Below are 17107 nucleotides of genomic sequence, written 5' to 3' on the forward strand. Positions count from 1 at the left end.
CCACCATCGTGTTCACGGTCAGCTTCAGCTCCAGCAGCTCGCCGGTCGCCTCCACCGTGACCGTGCGGGTCAGATCGCCGCGTGCCACCGCCGTCGTGACCGCCGCGATGTCCCGCACCTGGGCCGTCAGCCGGGACGCCATCGTGTTGACGGCCTCGGTCACGTCCCGCCAGCTCCCCGACAGGCCCTGCACCTTGGCCCGGCCGCCGAGCCGCCCCTCGGTGCCGACCTCGCGCGCGACCCGTGTCACCTCGCCGGTGAACAGGGAGAGCTGGTCCACCATCCTGTTCACGGCCCGGCCGAGGCGCCGCAGGTCGCCGCGTAATTCCCGCGTGCCGTCGTGCAGATCGACCCGCTGCGTCAGATCGCCGCCGGCCACCGCGTCCAGCACGCGCGTGGCGTTCGCCGCCGGGGCGACCAGGGCGTCGAGCAGCTGGTTCACGTCGTTGACGCGGGACGTCCACAGTCCCTGCCCCGGACTGGCGGAGAGCCGCTCGTCGAGCCGGCCGTGCCGCACCAGTTCCCGTCTCACCCGCCGCACCTCGGTGGTGAAGTGGACGCTGCGGTCCATGATCTGGTTGTAGACCGCGGTGAGTTCGGCCACCATCCCGTGGCCGGTTTCCGGCACTTTGGTGAAGTCGCCGTCGCGTGCGGCTGTCATGGCCGCGAGCAGGGGACGCAGATCGGATGCACGAATCAGACCGTCTTCGTACCGGTCTTCGACCACAGGAGGAGCGCTTTTCTCACTCATGACGGCCCACTTCGGTAACTCGGCGCTTATGGGCGTGGCCAGTCTGTCACCCTGTCGGCATCGACTGTGGCGTATTCGTACGAACTGCCCGGGGAGCTGTCCATGGGGGCCATTCCGACGCAACGGGAGACCGCTTCCCGTGCCTCAGAGGCGCCTGCCCACGCTTCGGAGATGCCTGTGCCCCTGCACGAAGGGGCCGTCTCCGAGGAGTGTGCGCTGCCTTCCGAGGCGCCGGTGCTCGGGCCAGAGGCGCCCGCGCTCACCGCTGAGGCGCCCGCCAAGGAGCGCGCGCGGGCGTACGCGACCCTGTCCGGCAGCTCTCTCGCGCCGGGCTCCGCTCGCGCCCTGGTACGCGCGGCGATCGACGAGTGGACCGGACTCGGCCTGCCCGGCGCCGAGCACCTCACCGACCGTCTCGCCGACGACGCCCTGCTCGTCGTCAGCGAACTCGTCACCAACGCGGTCGTGCACGCCGGCACCGACGTCCAGCTGGAGTGCCGGCTGGAAGGCGACGACAAGGACACGGCCGCGCTCCTCGTCGAGGTCTCCGACCACCATCCCTCACGCGCCCCGCGCGGCGGCGAGCCGGAGACGCCGCACGACACCCCGGAGTACGGGCGCGGCCTGCGGCTCGTCGGCGCGCTCTCCGAGGCCTGGGGCATCACCTACCGCACCGGCCGGAAGACCGTGTGGGCGCGGTTGCCCGCCGGGGGTTGTGCGGCCGCCGAGCAGATCGAGGCGTACGCCGGGGAGCACGCGCTGGCGCGCGGGCTGCGGATGGCGGAGATCCTGGCACCGGAACCGCCCCCCGGGCGGGACGGCCGGGAGGGCGACCGGGGCCGTCGGCGTGCCGGGCACGACGGGAACGAGCCGCAGGGTGGGTACGCCCCGCAGGACGCGCACGACCTACGGGACGTGCAGGATCCCGGCGGCTCCGACGACCCGCGTGGCTCCGACGACCCGCGTGGCTCCCATGACCAGCGCGGCTCGCGCGACCTGCGCGACTGGCACGACCTGCGGGACTGGCGGGAACGGTACGAGGACTGCGACGGCCGCGACGGACGTGACGGCTCCTGGCTGGGCCGCGGTGCCCTCTCCTTCCTCGCCGAGGCCTCCGACCTTCTCGCCGGACAGCTCGACGAGGACCTGGTCGCCGCTCTCGCCGGGCAGTTGATCGTCCCCCGGCTGGCCGACTGGTGCGCGGTGTGGCTGGAGGACGAGGCCACCGCCGGCGGCTGGAGCGGCGGGGCCGGAGCGGGCGGGCCCCGGCTGGCCCGGGTCTGGCACGGCAGCGAGAACCGCATCGAGGAGCTGCGCCGGTCCCTGGAGAAGGACGCACCGCACCCGTCCGACCCGTTACGGTCCGGGCCGGTCGACTACCCCTGGCCCGGCGAGGCGCTCGGTGACGCCCCCGGCGAGCCGGGCTCGGCCCTGGCGTACCGGCTCGTCGCCGGCGGACGCCCGCTGGGCACCCTCGTCATCGGACGGTCCGGTTCCGCCGGCTTCCCCGACGAGATCACCGGCCTCGTCGAGGACCTCAGCCGCCGGGTCGCGCTCGCCATCGGGGCCGCCCGCCAGTACGCCCGCCAGGCCACCATCAGCGCCGTGCTCCAGCGCGGACTGCTGCCCGGCGCCGTGGCCGAGATCCCCGGGGTGCGCAGCGCCCTCGTCTACGAGCCGTGCGACAAGGGCGGGCCCAGCGGCGACTTCTACGATCTGTTCCCGGCCGGCGACGGCCGCTGGTGCTTCGCCGTCGGCGACGTCCAGGGCAAGGGGCCCGAGGCCGCCGTCGTGATCGGCCTGGCCCGGCCCTGGCTGCGGCTGCTGGCCCGTGAGGGCTACCGGGTCGCCGACGTCCTCGACCGCCTCAACCAGCTCCTGCTCGACGACGCCACGGAGGCCGCGGACGCGGCGGCCCGCGCGCTGGTGGCGGCCGGCGCGCGGCCGACCCCGCCCGGCGACGGGCCCCAGACACGTTTCCTGTCCCTGCTCTACGGCGAGCTGGTCCCCTTCGAGGGCGGTGTCCGCTGCACGGTCGCCTCCGCCGGGCACCCGCTGCCCCTGCTGCTCGGGGCGGGTGGCGAGGTCCACACGGCCGCGCAGCCGCAGACCCTGCTGGGGGTCGTCGAGGACGCGACGTACACCAGCGAGACCTTCGAGCTGCGCTCCGGCGACACACTGCTGTGCGTCACGGACGGCGTGACCGAGCGGCGCTCGGGCTCCCGCCAGTTCGACGACGGGGACGGGCTGGCGACGGCGCTGGCCGGGTGTGCGGGGCTGGACGCGGAGCTGATAGCCGAGCGGATCAAGCGGCTGGTGCACGAGTTCGGGGCGCGGCCCCCGGCGGACGATCTGGCGCTGCTGGTGCTCCAGGCGGAGTGACCGCCCGGGTGCTGGACAATGGGACGTATGCCTTCCGCACTCCCCGACGGCGAGCCCGTCCCCGACGACGGCGCGCTGCCCGCGTCCGCGCTCGCCGGGGCGGCCGACCGCCCGCTCGGGTTCTACCTGCACGTTCCGTACTGCGCGACCCGCTGCGGCTACTGCGACTTCAACACCTACACGGCGACCGAGCTGCGCGGCAGCGGTGGCGTGCTGGCCTCGCGTGACAACTACGCAGAGACGCTGGTCGACGAGGTCCGGCTGGCCCGCAAGGTGCTGGGTGACGACCCGCGGCCCGTCCGCACGGTGTTCGTCGGCGGCGGCACGCCGACGCTGCTGGCCGCCGGTGATCTCGTACGGATGCTGGGGGCGATCCGCGACGAGTTCGGGCTGGCGCCGGACGCGGAGGTCACGACGGAGGCGAACCCGGAGTCGGTGGACCCTGCCTACCTGGCGGCCCTGCGCGAGGGGGGCTTCAACCGGGTCTCCTTCGGGATGCAGAGTGCGCGGCAGCACGTGCTGAAGGTGCTGGACCGGACGCATACGCCGGGGCGGCCGGAGGAGTGCGTGGCGGAGGCCCGCGCGGCCGGTTTCCAGCATGTGAACCTCGACCTGATCTACGGCACGCCGGGGGAGAGCGACGACGACTGGCGGGCGTCTCTGGACGCGGTGCTGGGGGCCGGGCCGGACCATGTCAGCGCGTACGCGTTGATCGTCGAGGAGGGGACGCAGCTGGCTCGTCGGATCCGCCGGGGTGAGGTGCCGATGACCGACGACGATGTGCATGCCGATCGGTATCTGATCGCGGACGAGGTGCTCTCCGGCGCGGGGTTCGAGTGGTACGAGGTGTCCAACTGGGCGACCTCACAGGCGGGGCGGTGCCTGCACAACGAGCTGTACTGGCGGGGGGCCGACTGGTGGGGGGCCGGGCCTGGCGCGCACAGTCATGTGGGCGGGGTGCGGTGGTGGAACGTGAAGCATCCCGGGGCGTATGCGGGGGCGCTGGCGGCGGGGAGGTCGCCTGGGGCGGGGCGTGAGGTGCTGTCGGAGGAAGACCGGCGGGTCGAGCGGATTCTGCTGGAGTTGCGGCTGCGGGAAGGTGTGCCGCTTGCGTTGTTGCGGGAAGAAGGGCTTGTCGCCTCGCGCAGGGCGTTGTCGGACGGGCTTCTGGATGCCGCTGCGTACGACGAGGGGCGTGCCGTGCTGACGTTGCGGGGGCGGTTGCTGGCCGATGCGGTGGTTCGGGATCTCGTGGACTGAGGTGCTGCGGCGTTGGTGCCGGGGCCGGGGCGTTGCGCAGCCCGGATGAGCGGGGTGCCGCCGCGCCCACCCGTGCCGCCCCTGGCGGCACGACTGCCCGCAGCTCAGCGCATGCCCGCAGCTGAGCAGCTCGGTCGCTACGCCGGTGTCGTCACGAAGTCGATCAGTTCCTCCACCCGGCCCAGTAGTTCCGGCTCCAGGTCCTTGTACGACCGTACGCCCGACAGGATCCGTTGCCAGGCCGCGCCCGTGTTCTCCGGCCAGCCCAGCGTCCTGCACACCCCCGTCTTCCAGTCCTGGCCGCGCGGGATCCGGGGCCACGCCTCGATGCCCAGGGACGACGGTTTCACCGCCTCCCAGATGTCGATGTAGGGGTGGCCGACGACCAGGGCGTGGTCGCTCGTCACCGACTGCGCGATGCGCCACTCCTTGGAGCCCGGCACGAGGTGGTCCACCAGGACGCCCAGCCGCGCGTCCGGGCCGGGGGCGAAGCCGGCGACGATCGACGGCAGGTCGTCGACGCCCTCCAGGTACTCCACGACCACGCCCTCGATGCGCAGGTCGTCGCCCCAGACCTTCTCGACCAGCTCGGCGTCGTGCCGGCCCTCGACATAGATGCGCCCGGCACGGGCCACGCGGGCGCGGGCGCCGGGGACGGCCACCGAACCGGACGCGGTACGGGAGGGGCGTGCGGGGCCGGCAGGCGAGGGGCGGACCAGCGTCACGACCCTGCCCTCCAGCAGGAAGCCGCGCGGCTCCATGGGGAACACCCGGTGCTTGCCGAAGCGGTCCTCCAGGGTCACCGTGCCCGCCTCGCAGCGGATCACCGCACCGCAGAAACCGGTGCCGGGCTCCTCGACCACCAGGCCCGGCTCCGCCGGAACCTCGGGCACCGGCTGCGGTTTCTTCCACGGCGGAGTCAGATCGGGCGAGTACTGGCGCATTCTGATGACGATAGGAGAAGCCGGTGGGTGGTGGTCACGGAGACACGCCGAAGCCGGCGGCCAGCGCGTCGCGCTGGGCGCGCACGAACGCCGCGTCCACCACCGCTCCGTGACCGGGCACGTACAGCGCGTCCTCCCCGCCCAGGTCGAGCAGCCGGTCCAGGGCGGCCGGCCAGTGCGACGGCACGGCGTCGGGGCCCGCCTGCGGCTCGCCGGACTCCTCGACCAGGTCGCCGCAGAACACCACCTCCGGATCACCCGGCACCAGCACCGCCAGGTCGTGCGCGGTGTGCCCGGGGCCCACGTTGGCCAGCAGCACCTGGCGCCCGCCGCCGAGGTCGAGGGTCCACTCGCCGGAGACCAGGTGGCGGGGCGCGACCAGCCGGTCGGCGGCCTCCTGGGCGGTGGTCTCCGCCAGGCCGTTGCGCACCGCGTCCGCGCGCAGCTCCTCGCGGTCCCGTACGCGCGTCAGCACCGCGTCCACGCCCACCGCGCCGAACACCTCCGCGTCCGTGAACTCCGCCACCCCGAAGACATGGTCGAAGTGGGGATGGGTCAGCGCGAGATGCGTCACACGGTGCCCGGTGAGCGACCGCGCCTGCTCGCGCAACCGCGCGCCCTCCGCCGGGCTCGACCCCGCGTCGATCATGAGGACCGCGCCGGCACCGGCGACGAGCCCCACCGTGCAGTCCCACACCGGGAGCCGGCACCGCCCCACCCCCGCCGCCACGCGCTCCCATCCGAGCTCTTCCCAAGTCACCGTCATACGGCGACGCTAGCGGTGAGCGCAGTCCGTGGCACGACAGCACGCGACCAGCCTTGCCGGGGGCGCACCCCACCGCCGTACACTGGGCGGGGAATGCTGGCACTCGCACGCGCAGAGTGCCAGGCCCCACAGGCAGGACACCAGGCGGACGACTTCTGGAGGTGTGCGCGGATGCTCAGTGAACGCAGGCTTCAGGTGCTGCGCGCCATCGTCCAGGACTACGTCGGCACCGAGGAGCCGGTCGGCTCCAAGGCCCTCACCGAGCGGCACAACCTCGGCGTCTCCCCGGCCACCGTCCGCAATGACATGGCGGCCCTGGAGGACGAGGGGTACATCGCCCAGCCGCACACCAGCGCCGGGCGCATCCCGACCGACAAGGGCTACCGGCTGTTCGTGGACAAGCTGGCCGGCGTCAAGCCGATGACCGCGCCCGAGCGGCGCGCGATCCAGAACTTCCTGGAGGGCGCCGTCGACCTCGACGACGTCGTGGCGCGGACGGTACGGCTGCTGGCCCAGCTCACGCGACAGGTCGCCGTCGTGCAGTACCCGTCGCTGACCCGCTCGACCGTGCGGCACGTGGAGTTGCTCTCCCTCGCGCCCGCGCGCGTGATGCTCGTGCTGATCACGGACACCGGGCGGGTCGAGCAGCGCGTGGTCGACTGCCCGGCGCCCTTCGGCGAGGCCTCGCTCGCGGATCTGCGCGCGCGGCTCAACAGCCGGGTGGCGAACCGCCGTTTCACGGATGTGCCGAGTCTGGTGGAGGATCTGCCGGAGGCGTTCGAGCACGAGGACCGGGGTACGGTCTCCACGGTGCTCTCCACACTTCTGGAGACGCTCGTCGAGGAGAACGAGGAGCGGCTGATGATCGGCGGCACCGCCAACCTGACCCGCTTCGGGCACGACTTTCCCCTCACGATCCGGCCGGTGCTGGAGGCGCTGGAGGAGCAGGTCGTGCTCCTCAAGCTGCTCGGCGAGGCGAAGGATCCGGGCGTGACCGTACGTATCGGTCATGAGAACGCCCACGAAGGACTCAACTCCACGTCCGTCGTGTCGGTCGGCTACGGTTCGGGCGGCGAGGCTGTCGCCAAGCTCGGCGTGGTCGGACCGACCCGCATGGACTACCCGGGAACGATGGGAGCGGTACGCGCAGTGGCACGGTACGTCGGACAGATCCTGGCGGAGTCGTAGTGGCCACGGACTACTACGCCGTACTCGGCGTGCGCCGCGACGCGTCGCAGGAAGAGATCAAGAAGGCCTTCCGGCGGCTCGCGCGCGAGCTGCACCCGGACGTCAACCCCGATCCGAAGACCCAGGAGCGGTTCAAGGAGATCAACGCCGCCTACGAGGTGCTGTCGGACCCGCAGAAGAAGCAGGTCTACGACCTCGGCGGCGACCCGCTCTCGCAGGCCGGGGGCGGCGGCGCGGGCGGCTTCGGGGCCGGCGGCTTCGGGAACTTCTCCGACATCATGGACGCGTTCTTCGGCACGGCGTCGCAGCGCGGTCCGCGCTCGCGCACCCGCCGCGGTCAGGACGCGATGATCCGCATCGAGGTGGAGCTCGACGAGGCGGCCTTCGGCACGACGAAGGACATCCAGGTCGACACGGCAGTCGTCTGCAACACCTGTAACGGTGAGGGCGCGGCGCCGGGGACCTCCGCCCAGACGTGTGACATGTGCCGCGGCCGCGGTGAGGTGTCCCAGGTCACGCGGTCCTTCCTCGGCCAGGTCATGACCTCGCGGCCCTGCCCGCAGTGCCAGGGCTTCGGCACCGTGGTGCCCACGCCGTGCCCGGAGTGCGCGGGCGACGGGCGCGTACGGTCCCGTCGTACGCTCACCGTCAAGATCCCGGCCGGTGTCGACAACGGCACGCGGATCCAGCTCGCGGGTGAGGGCGAGGTCGGGCCCGGCGGCGGTCCCGCCGGTGACCTGTACGTGGAGATCCACGAACTGCCGCACGCGATGTTCCAGCGGCGCGGCGACGACCTGCACTGCACGGTGACGATCCCCATGACCGCGGCGGCCCTCGGCACGAAGGTGCCGCTGGAGACGCTCGACGGCCTGGAGGAGGTCGACATCCGCCCGGGCACCCAGTCCGGCCAGTCGATCCCGCTGCACGGCCGCGGCGTCACGCACCTGCGGGGCGGCGGACGCGGCGACCTCATCGTCCACGTCGAGGTCCAGACCCCGACCAAGCTCGACCCCGAGCAGGAGCGCCTGCTCCGCGAGCTGTCCAAGCTGCGCGGCGAGGAACGGCCGACGGGTCAGTTCCAGCCCGGGCAGCAGGGGTTGTTCTCGCGGTTGAAGGACGCGTTCAACGGGCGCTGACTCCGGCGGCCGGGCCACTGCTGGGGGTCCGGGGGTCGGCCCCCGGGCAGGCACGGTCAGCCCGGGCAGCAGGGGTTGTTCTCGCGGTTGAAGGACGCGTTCAACGGGCGCTGACTCCGGCTCCTCCGGGGGCCGCGGGTGGCTTTTCCTCTGGTCTATGCCACACGGCAGGCCGGTTTCGGAGTTGTTCGGAGGACGTGACAACATGCGGTCATGTCCTCCGCGCTGACCGATCTCTTCCCGCACCCGATCGTGCAGGCCCCCATGGCGGGCGGCGTCTCCGTACCGAAGCTCGCCGCCGCCGTGTGCGAGGCGGGCGGACTCGGGTTCCTCGCCGCCGGGTACAAGACCGCCGACGGGATGTACCAGGAGATCAAGCAGCTCCGGAGCCTCACCGGCAGGCCCTTCGGAGTGAACCTCTTCATGCCGCAGCCGGAGTACGCCGACCCCGCCGCCATCGACGTCTACGCCCACCAACTGGCCGGTGAGGCCTCCTGGTACGAGGCCGAGCTCGGCGACCCCGACAGCGGCCGCGACGACGGCTACGAGACCAAACTCGCGGTGCTGCGCGACAACCCCGTGCCGGTGGTGTCGTTCCACTTCGGCGCTCCGAGCCAGGAGGTCGTCGACGCACTGCACCGGGTCGGCACCTTCGTCCTGGTCACCGCCACCACCCCCGACGAGGCCCGGGCCGTCGAGCGGGCGGGCGCGGACGCGGTCATCGCGCAGGGCGTCGAGGCCGGCGGCCACCAGGGCACGCACCGGGACATCCCCGAGACGGACGGTTCCGGCATCGGACTGCTGTCGCTGGTCGCCCAGATCCGGGAGACCGTCGGCATCCCGATCATCGCCGCCGGCGGCATCATGCGCGGCGGCCAGATCGCCGCCGTCCTCGCGGCGGGCGCGAGCGCGGCCCAGCTCGGCACCGCGTTCCTCGCCACCGCCGAATCGGGCGCGAACGCCCTGCACAAGCAGGCGCTGACCAACCCCCTGTTCGTCCGTACGGAGTTGACCCGGGCCTTCTCCGGGCGCCCGGCACGCGGCCTGGTCAACCGCTTCCTGCGCGAGCACGGCCCGTACGCACCCGCCGCCTATCCCGAGATCCACCACCTCACCGCGCCGCTGCGCAAGGCCGCCGCCAAGGCGGGGGACGCGCAGGGCATGGCGCTGTGGGCCGGGCAGGGACACCGGATGGCGCGGGAGCTGCCCGCCGGGCAGCTCGTGGAGGTGCTGGCCGGTGAACTCGCCGCGGCGCGGACAGCGTTGTCGGGCGGAGGCGGAGTGCGATGACAGCTCCGGTGTTCGTGGTCGAGCACTTCGACGCGGGCGAGGGCGGCCGCTATGTCCTCGACGGCCCGGAGGGACGGCACGCCGTCTCCGTGAAGCGGCTGCGGCCCGGGGAGGACGTCGTCCTCACGGACGGGGCCGGGCGCCGGGCCGACGGTGTCGTGCTGGACACCGAGGGCAAGGACCGGCTGATCGTCCGGCTGGACCCGGTGACGGAGGAACCGCCGGAGCAGCCCCGGGTGACCGTCGTCCAGGCGCTGCCCAAGGGCGACCGCGGGGAGCTGGCCGTCGAGACGATGACCGAGGTCGGCGTCGACGCGATCGTGCCGTGGGCGGCGGCCCGCTGCATCACGCAGTGGAGGGGCGACCGAGGGCTGAAGGCGCTGGGCAAGTGGCGGGCGACGGCCCGGGAGGCGGGCAAGCAGTCCCGCCGGGTGCGCTTCCCGCAGGTCGCGGAGGCGGCGACGACCAAACAGGTCGCGGCGCTGCTGGCCGGTGCCGACTTCGCCGCCGTGCTGCACGAGAGCGGGGACGAGGCGCTGGCGACGGCCGAACTGCCGTCGTCCGGCGAGATCGTGCTCGTCGTGGGGCCCGAAGGGGGCGTGGCGCCGGAGGAGTTGGCGCTGTTCGCACAAGCGGGGGGCAAGGCGTATCGCCTCGGGCGCAGTGTGCTGCGCACATCGACTGCCGGGACCGCGGCCGCGGCCGTGCTCCTGGCTCGCACCGGCCGCTGGACCTGACCCTTCTCGGAGGCACCGTGGAACTCGCACAGGTACGACTGCTCGTGACCGACTTCGCCGCCTGCTACCACTTCTACGGCGAGGTCCTCGGCCTCAAGCCGCAGTCGGGGGCGGCGGACGGGCCGTACGAGAAGTTCAGCCCCGCCGTCGGCTCGGCGGGGATCGCCCTCCAGGACCGCACGATGATGGCCGAGATCCTGGACGAGTTGGGCGACACGGCGAACGGCCACCGCTCCCTGGTCGTCCTGCGCGTCGACGCCCTGGACGCGTACTGCGAGGAGATCACGATGCGCGGCGCCACGATCCTCCACGGCCCGGCCCACCTGACCGACCGCCTGCGCGTCGCCCACCTCAAGGACCCGGAGGGCAATCTGGTGGAGCTCCAGGAGTGGCTGCTGCTCCGCGGCTGACGCCTTTGCGCTCTACCGCACGGCCCCCGACAGTGGCAGGCTCCCCTCCATGGGGGCATCGAGGAGGATTGGACGGGGGCGGCGCAGTCGGCGGGTGACGGTCGCGGCGGCGTTCGCGGTGGTTGCCGTGGGCGGGGCCGTGGCGTGTGAACCCGGTGGTGGGATCAGCTCCGCGTCCGTCGCGTACACCACCGACGAGACCGTCACCAAGGAGCTCGACCGGCAGAAGGCGGGCGTGCGTTGGCTGACGTGCACCGCTTCCTACGGCAACTCCGGCCAGGGCGGGAAGCCGTCGCCCTCGGCGCGTCAGAAGACCGTCGCCACCGTCGACTGCCAGGGGGAGACGGAGGACGGGAAGGACATCACCGTCGACGGCAAGGTCACCCACGCGGTGGACGGTGCCTGTGTGCGCGGGAACATCACCGCCAAGGTGGACGGCAAGGTGTGGTTCCAGGTCGACGGGCTCGGCGACTGCAACTCCACCAGCCCGCCGCCCGTGGGGGGTGGGCCCTCGAACGGGCAGCCCGGTCCCACGGTCACCGTGACCGTCACGCAGACCATCTGGTGCGATCGGTATCCGGACTGCCGCCCTGTCGAGGGCAAGTGATCCGAACCCTGTCCGCACGGCGGCCTCCCTGCATAGGGTGATCGGGTGACACAGTTCGCATCGTCTGCTTACCTCCGCTTCCCGCACGTGCACGGTGACCTGGTCGCCTTCACCGCCGAGGACGACGTGTGGCTCGCTCCTCTCGACGGCGGACGGGCCTGGCGGGTCAGCGCCGAGAACGTGCCGGTGACCCTGCCCCGTATCTCGCCGGACGGCACCACGGTCGCCTGGACCTCCACCCGCGACGGGGCCCCCGAGGTGCACATCGCCCCGGTCGACGGCGGCCCCGCCAAGCGCCTGACGTACTGGGGCAGTCTGAAGACACAGGTGCGCGGCTGGACCCCGGACGGCGAGGTGCTCGCGATCACCTCCCATGCGCGGGCGAGCCTGCGACGCACCTGGGCGCATGCCGTCCCGCTCGACGGCGGCCCTGCCGCCACCCTGCCGTACGGGCCGGTCGGTGACGTCGCCTACGGGCCGAGTGTCGTCCTGCTGTCCGCGCCGATGGGGCGCGAGGCCGCCTGGTGGAAGCGGTACCGGGGCGGTACGGCGGGCAAGTTGTGGATCGACCGGGACGGCGACGGCGAGTTCGTCCGGCTGCACGAGGAACTCGACGGGAACATCGAGTACCCGCTGTGGGTGGGGGAGCGGATGGCCTTCCTCTCCGATCACGAGGGCACCGGCGCGCTGTACTCCTCCCTCGCCGACGGCTCCGACCTGCGCCGGCACACCCCACTCGGGGGCTTCTACGCCCGGCACGCGGCGACCGACGGCACCCGTGTCGTCTACTCCAGTGCCGGTGAGCTGTGGGTGCTGGACGACCTGGACGGGGCCGAGCCGCGGCGGCTGGACGTGCGGCTCGGCGGACAGCGCGTCGACCTCCAGCCGTTCCCCGTGAACGCCTCCCGGTGGTTCGGGTCCGCGTCCCCGGACCACACCGCACGCGGCAGCGCCGTGTCCGTACGCGGTTCCGTCCACTGGGTCACCCACCGCTCCGGCCCGGCCCGCGCCCTGGCCGCGACGCCCGGTGTCCGGGCCCGGCTGCCGCGGACGTTCCGCACGGACGGCGAGGAGTGGGTGGTGTGGGTGACGGACGCCGAGGGCGACGACGCCCTGGAGTTCGCGCCGGCCACCGGCCTCGCCCCGGGAGCGACACCGCGCCGGCTCGCCGCCGGGCAGCTCGGCAGGGTGCTGGAGCTCGCCATGGCACCGGACGGCAGCCGCGCGGCCGTGGCCTCCCACGACGGGCGCCTGCTGCTCGTCGAGAGGGAGACGGGCGAGGTGCGGGAGGTGGACCGGAGCGAGGACGGTGACGTGTCCGGGCTCGTCTTCTCCCCCGACTCGGCCTGGCTCGCCTGGTCCCACCCCGGCCCGCGTCCCCTGGCGCAGCTGAAGCTCGCCAACACCACCGACCTGTCGGTCACCGAGGCGACCCCGCTGCGCTTCCAGGACTACGCGCCGGCGTTCACGGTGGACGGCAAGCACCTCGCGTTCCTGTCGACCCGCTCCTTCGACCCGGTCTACGACGAGCACGTCTTCGACCTGGCCTTCGTGGAGGGCGCCCGGCCGCATCTGATCACCCTCGCGGCCACCACGCCGTCCCCGTTCGGGCCGCAGCGGCACGGCCGGTCCTTCGAGACGCCCGACCGGGAGGAGACCCCCGACAGCGAGGGCACCCCCACCACCCGCATCGACCTCGAGGGCCTCGCGGACCGCATCGTGCCCTTCCCGGTCGAGGCCGCCCGCTACTCCAACCTGCGCGCCGCCAAGGACGGCGTCCTGTGGCTGCGCCACCCGGTCGCCGGTGTGCTCGGCGCGTCCCGGGCCACCCCGGACGACCCCGAGCCCAAGGCCGAGCTGGAGCGGTACGACCTCGCCCAGCAGCGCGTGGAGCACCTCGCCGTCGACGCCGACCACTTCGAGGTCAGCGGCGACGGCAAGCGGGTGCTGCTGTGGACCGACGGGCGGCTGAAGGTCGTCCCCAGCGACCGGCGTGCCTCCGGCGACGACGACAGCGACACCAACATCACCGTCGACCTGGGCCGCGTACGCCAGTTCGTCGACCCGGCCGCCGAGTGGCGGCAGATGTTCGACGAGAACGGCCGCATCATGCGCGACCACTTCTGGCGGCCGGACATGAGCGGCGTCGACTGGGCCGGTGTCCTCGACCGCTACCGCCCGGTCGTGGACCGGCTCGCCACCCACGACGACCTGGTCGACCTGCTGTGGGAGGTGCAGGGCGAACTCGGCACCTCGCACGCCTACGTCACCCCGCGCGGCGGCTTCGGCGGCGGTCCCCGCCAGGGCCTGCTCGGCGCCGACATCTCCCGCCACGAGGACGGCAGTTGGCGCGTCGACCGCATCCTGCCCTCCGAGACCTCCGACCCGGACGCCCGCAGCCCGCTGGCCGCACCCGGCGTCGCCGTGCGCCCCGGGGACGCGATCCTCGCGGTCGCCGGACAGCCGGTCGACCCGGTGACCGGCCCCGGCCCGCTGCTGATCGGCACCGCGGGCAAGCCGGTGGAGCTGACCATCTCCCCGTCCGGCGGCGGCGACCCGCGGCACGCCGTCGTCGTCCCGGTGGCGGACGAGGAGCCGCTGCGCTACCACGCGTGGGTCGCCGACCGGCGCGCCTACGTCCACGAGAAGTCGGGCGGCCGGCTCGGATACCTCCACGTCCCGGACATGCAGGCGCCCGGCTGGGCCCAGATCCACCGCGACCTGCGCGTCGAGGTCGCCCGCGAGGGCCTGGTCGTCGACGTCCGCGAGAACCGCGGCGGCCACACCTCCCAGCTGGTCATCGAGAAACTCGCCCGCCGCATCGTCGGCTGGGCCGTCCCGCGCGGCATGCGCCCCTACAGCTACCCCGAGGACGCCCCGCGCGGCCCCGTCGTAGCCGTCGCCAACGAGTTCTCCGGCTCCGACGGCGACATCGTCAACGCCGCGATCAAGGCCCTGGGCCTCGGTCCGGTGGTCGGCACCCGCACGTGGGGCGGCGTCATCGGCATCGACAGCCGCTACCGCCTGGTCGACGGCACCCTGGTCACCCAACCCAAGTACGCCTTCTGGCTGGAGGGCTACGAGTGGGGGGTGGAGAACCACGGCGTCGATCCGGACGTGGAGGTGGTGCAGCGCCCCCAGGACTACGCGGCGGGCCGAGACACCCAACTGGACGAGGCGATCCGACTCGCTTTGGAGGCTCTGGAGACCAGTCCCGCAAAAACGCCCCCGACTGTGCCGACCTCTTAGGGGCGCGGGGAACTGCGCGACCAGCCACAACGCACCCGCACACGACGACGATACGATGCCCGAGTCGGACCCCCATTCGGCCAACCCCCGGAGGAAACATGGCAGGGGAGCCCCAGGAAGACTGCCTGTTCTGCAAGATCGTCGCCGGCACCATCCCGGCGACGATCGTCCGCCAGACGGAAACGACCGTCGCGTTCCGCGACATCAACCCCCAGGCCCCCACCCACGTCCTGATCATCCCGAAGGCGCACTACGAGAACGCCGCCGCCCTCGCCGCCGCCGACCCCGCCCTCACCGCGGACGTGCTCCGCGAGGCCCAGGCCGTCGCCGACGAGGAGAAGCTGGACAGCTACCGCCTCGTCTTCAACACCGGCAGCGGCGCCGGCCAGACGGTCTGGCACGTGCACGGCCACGTGCTCGGCGGCCGCGGCCTGGAATGGCCTCCGGGGTAATCCGCCTTGTCCGTACGCGAACTCGTGGTGCTCGGCACCGCCAGCCAGGTCCCGACCCGCCACCGCAACCACAACGGCTACCTGCTCCGCTGGGACGGCGAGGGCATCCTGTTCGACCCCGGCGAGGGCACGCAGCGCCAGATGGTGCGTGCCGGAGTCGCCGCGCACGACCTGAACCGGATCTGCGTCACGCACTTCCACGGCGACCACGCACTCGGTCTGCCCGGGGTCATCCAGCGCATCAACCTCGACCAGGTGCCGCACGAGATCACCGCCCACTACCCGAAGTCCGGGCAGCGCTTCTACGAGCGGCTCCAGTACGCCACGCCCTACCGCGCGACCGTCTTCCTCACCGAGGCCCCGGCCGACGGGGACGGCGTGCTCGCGGTCACGCCGTCGTACACGCTGGACGCCCACAGGCTGTCGCACTCCATCGAGTCGTACGGCTACCGGATCGTCGAGCACGACGGCCGCCGCATGCTGCCCGAGCGGCTCGCCGCGCACGGCATCAAGGGGCCGGACGTCGGCCGGCTACAGCGCGAGGGCTCGCTCGGCGGGGTCTCGCTCGACGACGTCAGCGAGGTGCGGCGCGGGCAGCGGTTCGCGTTCGTCATGGACACCCGGCTGTGCGACGGGGTGTACGCGCTCGCCGAGGGCTGCGACATGCTCGTCATCGAGTCGACCTTCCTCGACGAGGACGAGGAACTGGCCGTGGAGCACGGCCACCTGACGGCTGGTCAGGCGGCGCGGGTGGCCCGGGACGGCGGTGTGCGGCACCTCGTGCTGACCCACTTCAGCCAGCGCTACACCGACCCGGACGAGTTCGAGCGGCAGGCACGGGCGGCGGGGTACGAGGGTGAGCTGACCGTGGCGCACGATCTGCTGAGGGTGCCGGTTCCGAAGCGTCGGTGAAACGCCCGTACGATGAATTGATGTCCCTCCCCAAAGCCGAACTGCACCTTCATATCGAAGGCACCCTGGAACCTGAACTCGCCTTCGAGCTCGCCGCGCGCAACGCCGTCACACTGCCGTACGCGGACACGGACGCGCTGCGCGAGGCGTACCGGTTCGAGGACCTTCAGTCGTTCCTGAACCTTTACTACGAGCTCATGGCCGTCCTGCGCACCGAGCGGGACTTCGAGGACCTCGCGAACGCCTATCTCGAACGCGCCGCCGCCCAGGGCGTGCGGCACGCGGAGATCTTCTTCGACCCGCAGGCCCACACCGCCCGCGGGCTGGAGCTCGGCACGGTCGTCGAGGGGCTGTGGCGGGCGCTAGGCGACAGCGAGTCGAAGCACGGCGTCTCGACCCGGCTGATCATGTGCTTCCTGCGCGACGAGTCCGCCGAGTCGGCCCTGGCGACCCTGGAGGCGGCCAAGCCGTACCTGGACCGGATCACCGGCGTCGGCCTCGACTCGGCCGAGGTCGGGCATCCGCCGGCCAAGTTCCGCGAGGTGTACGAGGCCGCCGCCGCGCTCGGGCTGCGGCGGGTCGCGCACGCCGGTGAGGAGGGGCCGCCGGAGTACATCACCGAGGCCCTGGACGTCCTCGGCGTCGAGCGGGTCGACCACGGTCTGCGCTGCGTGGAGGACCCGGCGCTGGTGGAGCGCCTGGTGCGGGAGCGGGTGCCGCTGACGCTGTGTCCCCTGTCGAACGTCCGGCTGCGCACCGTCGACACCCTCGCCGACCACCCCCTGCCCGCCATGCTGGACGCCGGCCTCATGTGCACGGTGCACTCGGACGATCCGGCGTACTTCGGCGGGTACGCCGGTGACAACTTCGACGCCGTGCGCGACACCCTCGGCCTGAGCGAGGAGCGGCTGCGCGAGCTCGCCCGCAACTCCTTCCTCGCCTCGTTCCTTCAGGACGACGAGGAGTTGCGGGCGCGGTATCTGGCCGAGGTGGAGGCCTACGAGTTTCGCTGAGGAACCGACG

At 72.7% G+C, this 17107-nt stretch carries 15 protein-coding genes; 12 read left to right on the forward strand and 3 right to left on the reverse strand.

All coding sequences use genetic code 11. The features are described from left to right. Positions 1-751 (reverse strand): HAMP domain-containing protein (locus GTY47_RS37875; protein ID WP_199784621.1); only part of this gene is annotated, 751 nt, incomplete at its 3' end. Between the two features lie 102 nt (positions 752-853). On the opposite strand from GTY47_RS37875, the gene GTY47_RS37880 reads away from it, so the two are divergent. Together GTY47_RS37880 and hemW are read left to right on the forward strand one after the other, a co-directional pair. After that, complete coding sequence (locus GTY47_RS37880; protein ID WP_029181321.1) at positions 854-3133, forward strand: SpoIIE family protein phosphatase; 2280 nt, start codon at positions 854-856, stop codon at positions 3131-3133. 27 nt (positions 3134-3160) lie between these two features. After that, on the forward strand, positions 3161-4393 hold the full coding sequence (gene hemW, locus GTY47_RS37885; protein WP_010042030.1) for a radical SAM family heme chaperone HemW: 1233 nt from the start codon (positions 3161-3163) through the stop codon (positions 4391-4393). A gap of 137 nt (positions 4394-4530) precedes the next feature. Here hemW and GTY47_RS37890 read toward each other — a convergent pair whose 3' ends face one another. Together GTY47_RS37890 and GTY47_RS37895 are read right to left on the reverse strand one after the other, a co-directional pair. Continuing rightward, positions 4531-5337: a DUF3097 domain-containing protein gene (locus GTY47_RS37890; RefSeq protein WP_029181322.1), complete on the reverse strand. Its 807-nt coding sequence runs from the start codon at positions 5335-5337 to the stop codon at positions 4531-4533. Between the two features lie 34 nt (positions 5338-5371). Then, on the reverse strand, positions 5372-6103 hold the full coding sequence (locus GTY47_RS37895; RefSeq protein WP_029181323.1) for an MBL fold metallo-hydrolase: 732 nt from the start codon (positions 6101-6103) through the stop codon (positions 5372-5374). A 171-nt stretch (positions 6104-6274) separates the two neighbouring features. Here GTY47_RS37895 and hrcA point away from each other — a divergent pair, with 171 nt between their 5' ends. The 10 genes from hrcA to GTY47_RS37945 all read left to right on the forward strand — a co-directional run bounded on the left by hrcA (position 6275) and on the right by GTY47_RS37945 (position 17097). After that, a complete protein-coding gene (hrcA, locus tag GTY47_RS37900) occupies positions 6275-7291 on the forward strand; it encodes a heat-inducible transcriptional repressor HrcA (RefSeq protein ID WP_010042039.1) in 1017 nt (338 codons plus the stop codon). Beyond that, positions 7291-8427 carry a molecular chaperone DnaJ gene (gene dnaJ, locus GTY47_RS37905; protein WP_010042041.1) on the forward strand — a complete coding sequence of 379 codons (1137 nt, stop codon included), beginning with the start codon at positions 7291-7293 and terminating at the stop codon, positions 8425-8427. Before hrcA ends, dnaJ begins: the two co-directional genes overlap by 1 nt. A gap of 213 nt (positions 8428-8640) precedes the next feature. Then, on the forward strand, positions 8641-9717 hold the full coding sequence (locus GTY47_RS37910) for a nitronate monooxygenase (RefSeq protein WP_010042043.1): 1077 nt from the start codon (positions 8641-8643) through the stop codon (positions 9715-9717). After that, positions 9714-10454, forward strand: a complete 741-nt coding sequence (locus tag GTY47_RS37915) for a 16S rRNA (uracil(1498)-N(3))-methyltransferase (RefSeq protein ID WP_010042045.1) — start codon at positions 9714-9716, stop codon at positions 10452-10454. The genes GTY47_RS37910 and GTY47_RS37915 overlap by 4 nt, the downstream gene beginning before the upstream one ends. A 17-nt stretch (positions 10455-10471) precedes the next feature. Then, the gene (locus GTY47_RS37920; protein WP_010042047.1) at positions 10472-10864 is read left to right on the forward strand and encodes a VOC family protein; all 393 of its coding nucleotides are present in this window, start codon (positions 10472-10474) and stop codon (positions 10862-10864) included. A gap of 49 nt (positions 10865-10913) precedes the next feature. Continuing rightward, a complete protein-coding gene (locus GTY47_RS37925; protein WP_040903434.1) occupies positions 10914-11471 on the forward strand; it encodes a hypothetical protein in 558 nt (185 codons plus the stop codon). 45 nt (positions 11472-11516) lie between these two features. Then, the gene (locus tag GTY47_RS37930) at positions 11517-14720 is read left to right on the forward strand and encodes a S41 family peptidase (RefSeq protein WP_010042050.1); all 3204 of its coding nucleotides are present in this window, start codon (positions 11517-11519) and stop codon (positions 14718-14720) included. A gap of 98 nt (positions 14721-14818) precedes the next feature. Beyond that, a complete protein-coding gene (locus GTY47_RS37935) occupies positions 14819-15172 on the forward strand; it encodes a histidine triad nucleotide-binding protein (RefSeq protein ID WP_010042053.1) in 354 nt (117 codons plus the stop codon). A 6-nt stretch (positions 15173-15178) separates the two neighbouring features. Next, positions 15179-16084, forward strand: a complete 906-nt coding sequence (locus GTY47_RS37940; protein ID WP_010042054.1) for a ribonuclease Z — start codon at positions 15179-15181, stop codon at positions 16082-16084. 20 nt (positions 16085-16104) lie between these two features. After that, complete coding sequence (locus GTY47_RS37945) at positions 16105-17097, forward strand: adenosine deaminase (protein WP_010042055.1); 993 nt, start codon at positions 16105-16107, stop codon at positions 17095-17097. Positions 17098-17107: the final 10 nt, after the last annotated feature.

Origin of the sequence: Streptomyces sp. SID5464 (assembly GCF_009862985.1) — a bacterium.
GTDB lineage: Bacteria > Actinomycetota > Actinomycetes > Streptomycetales > Streptomycetaceae > Streptomyces > Streptomyces chartreusis_D.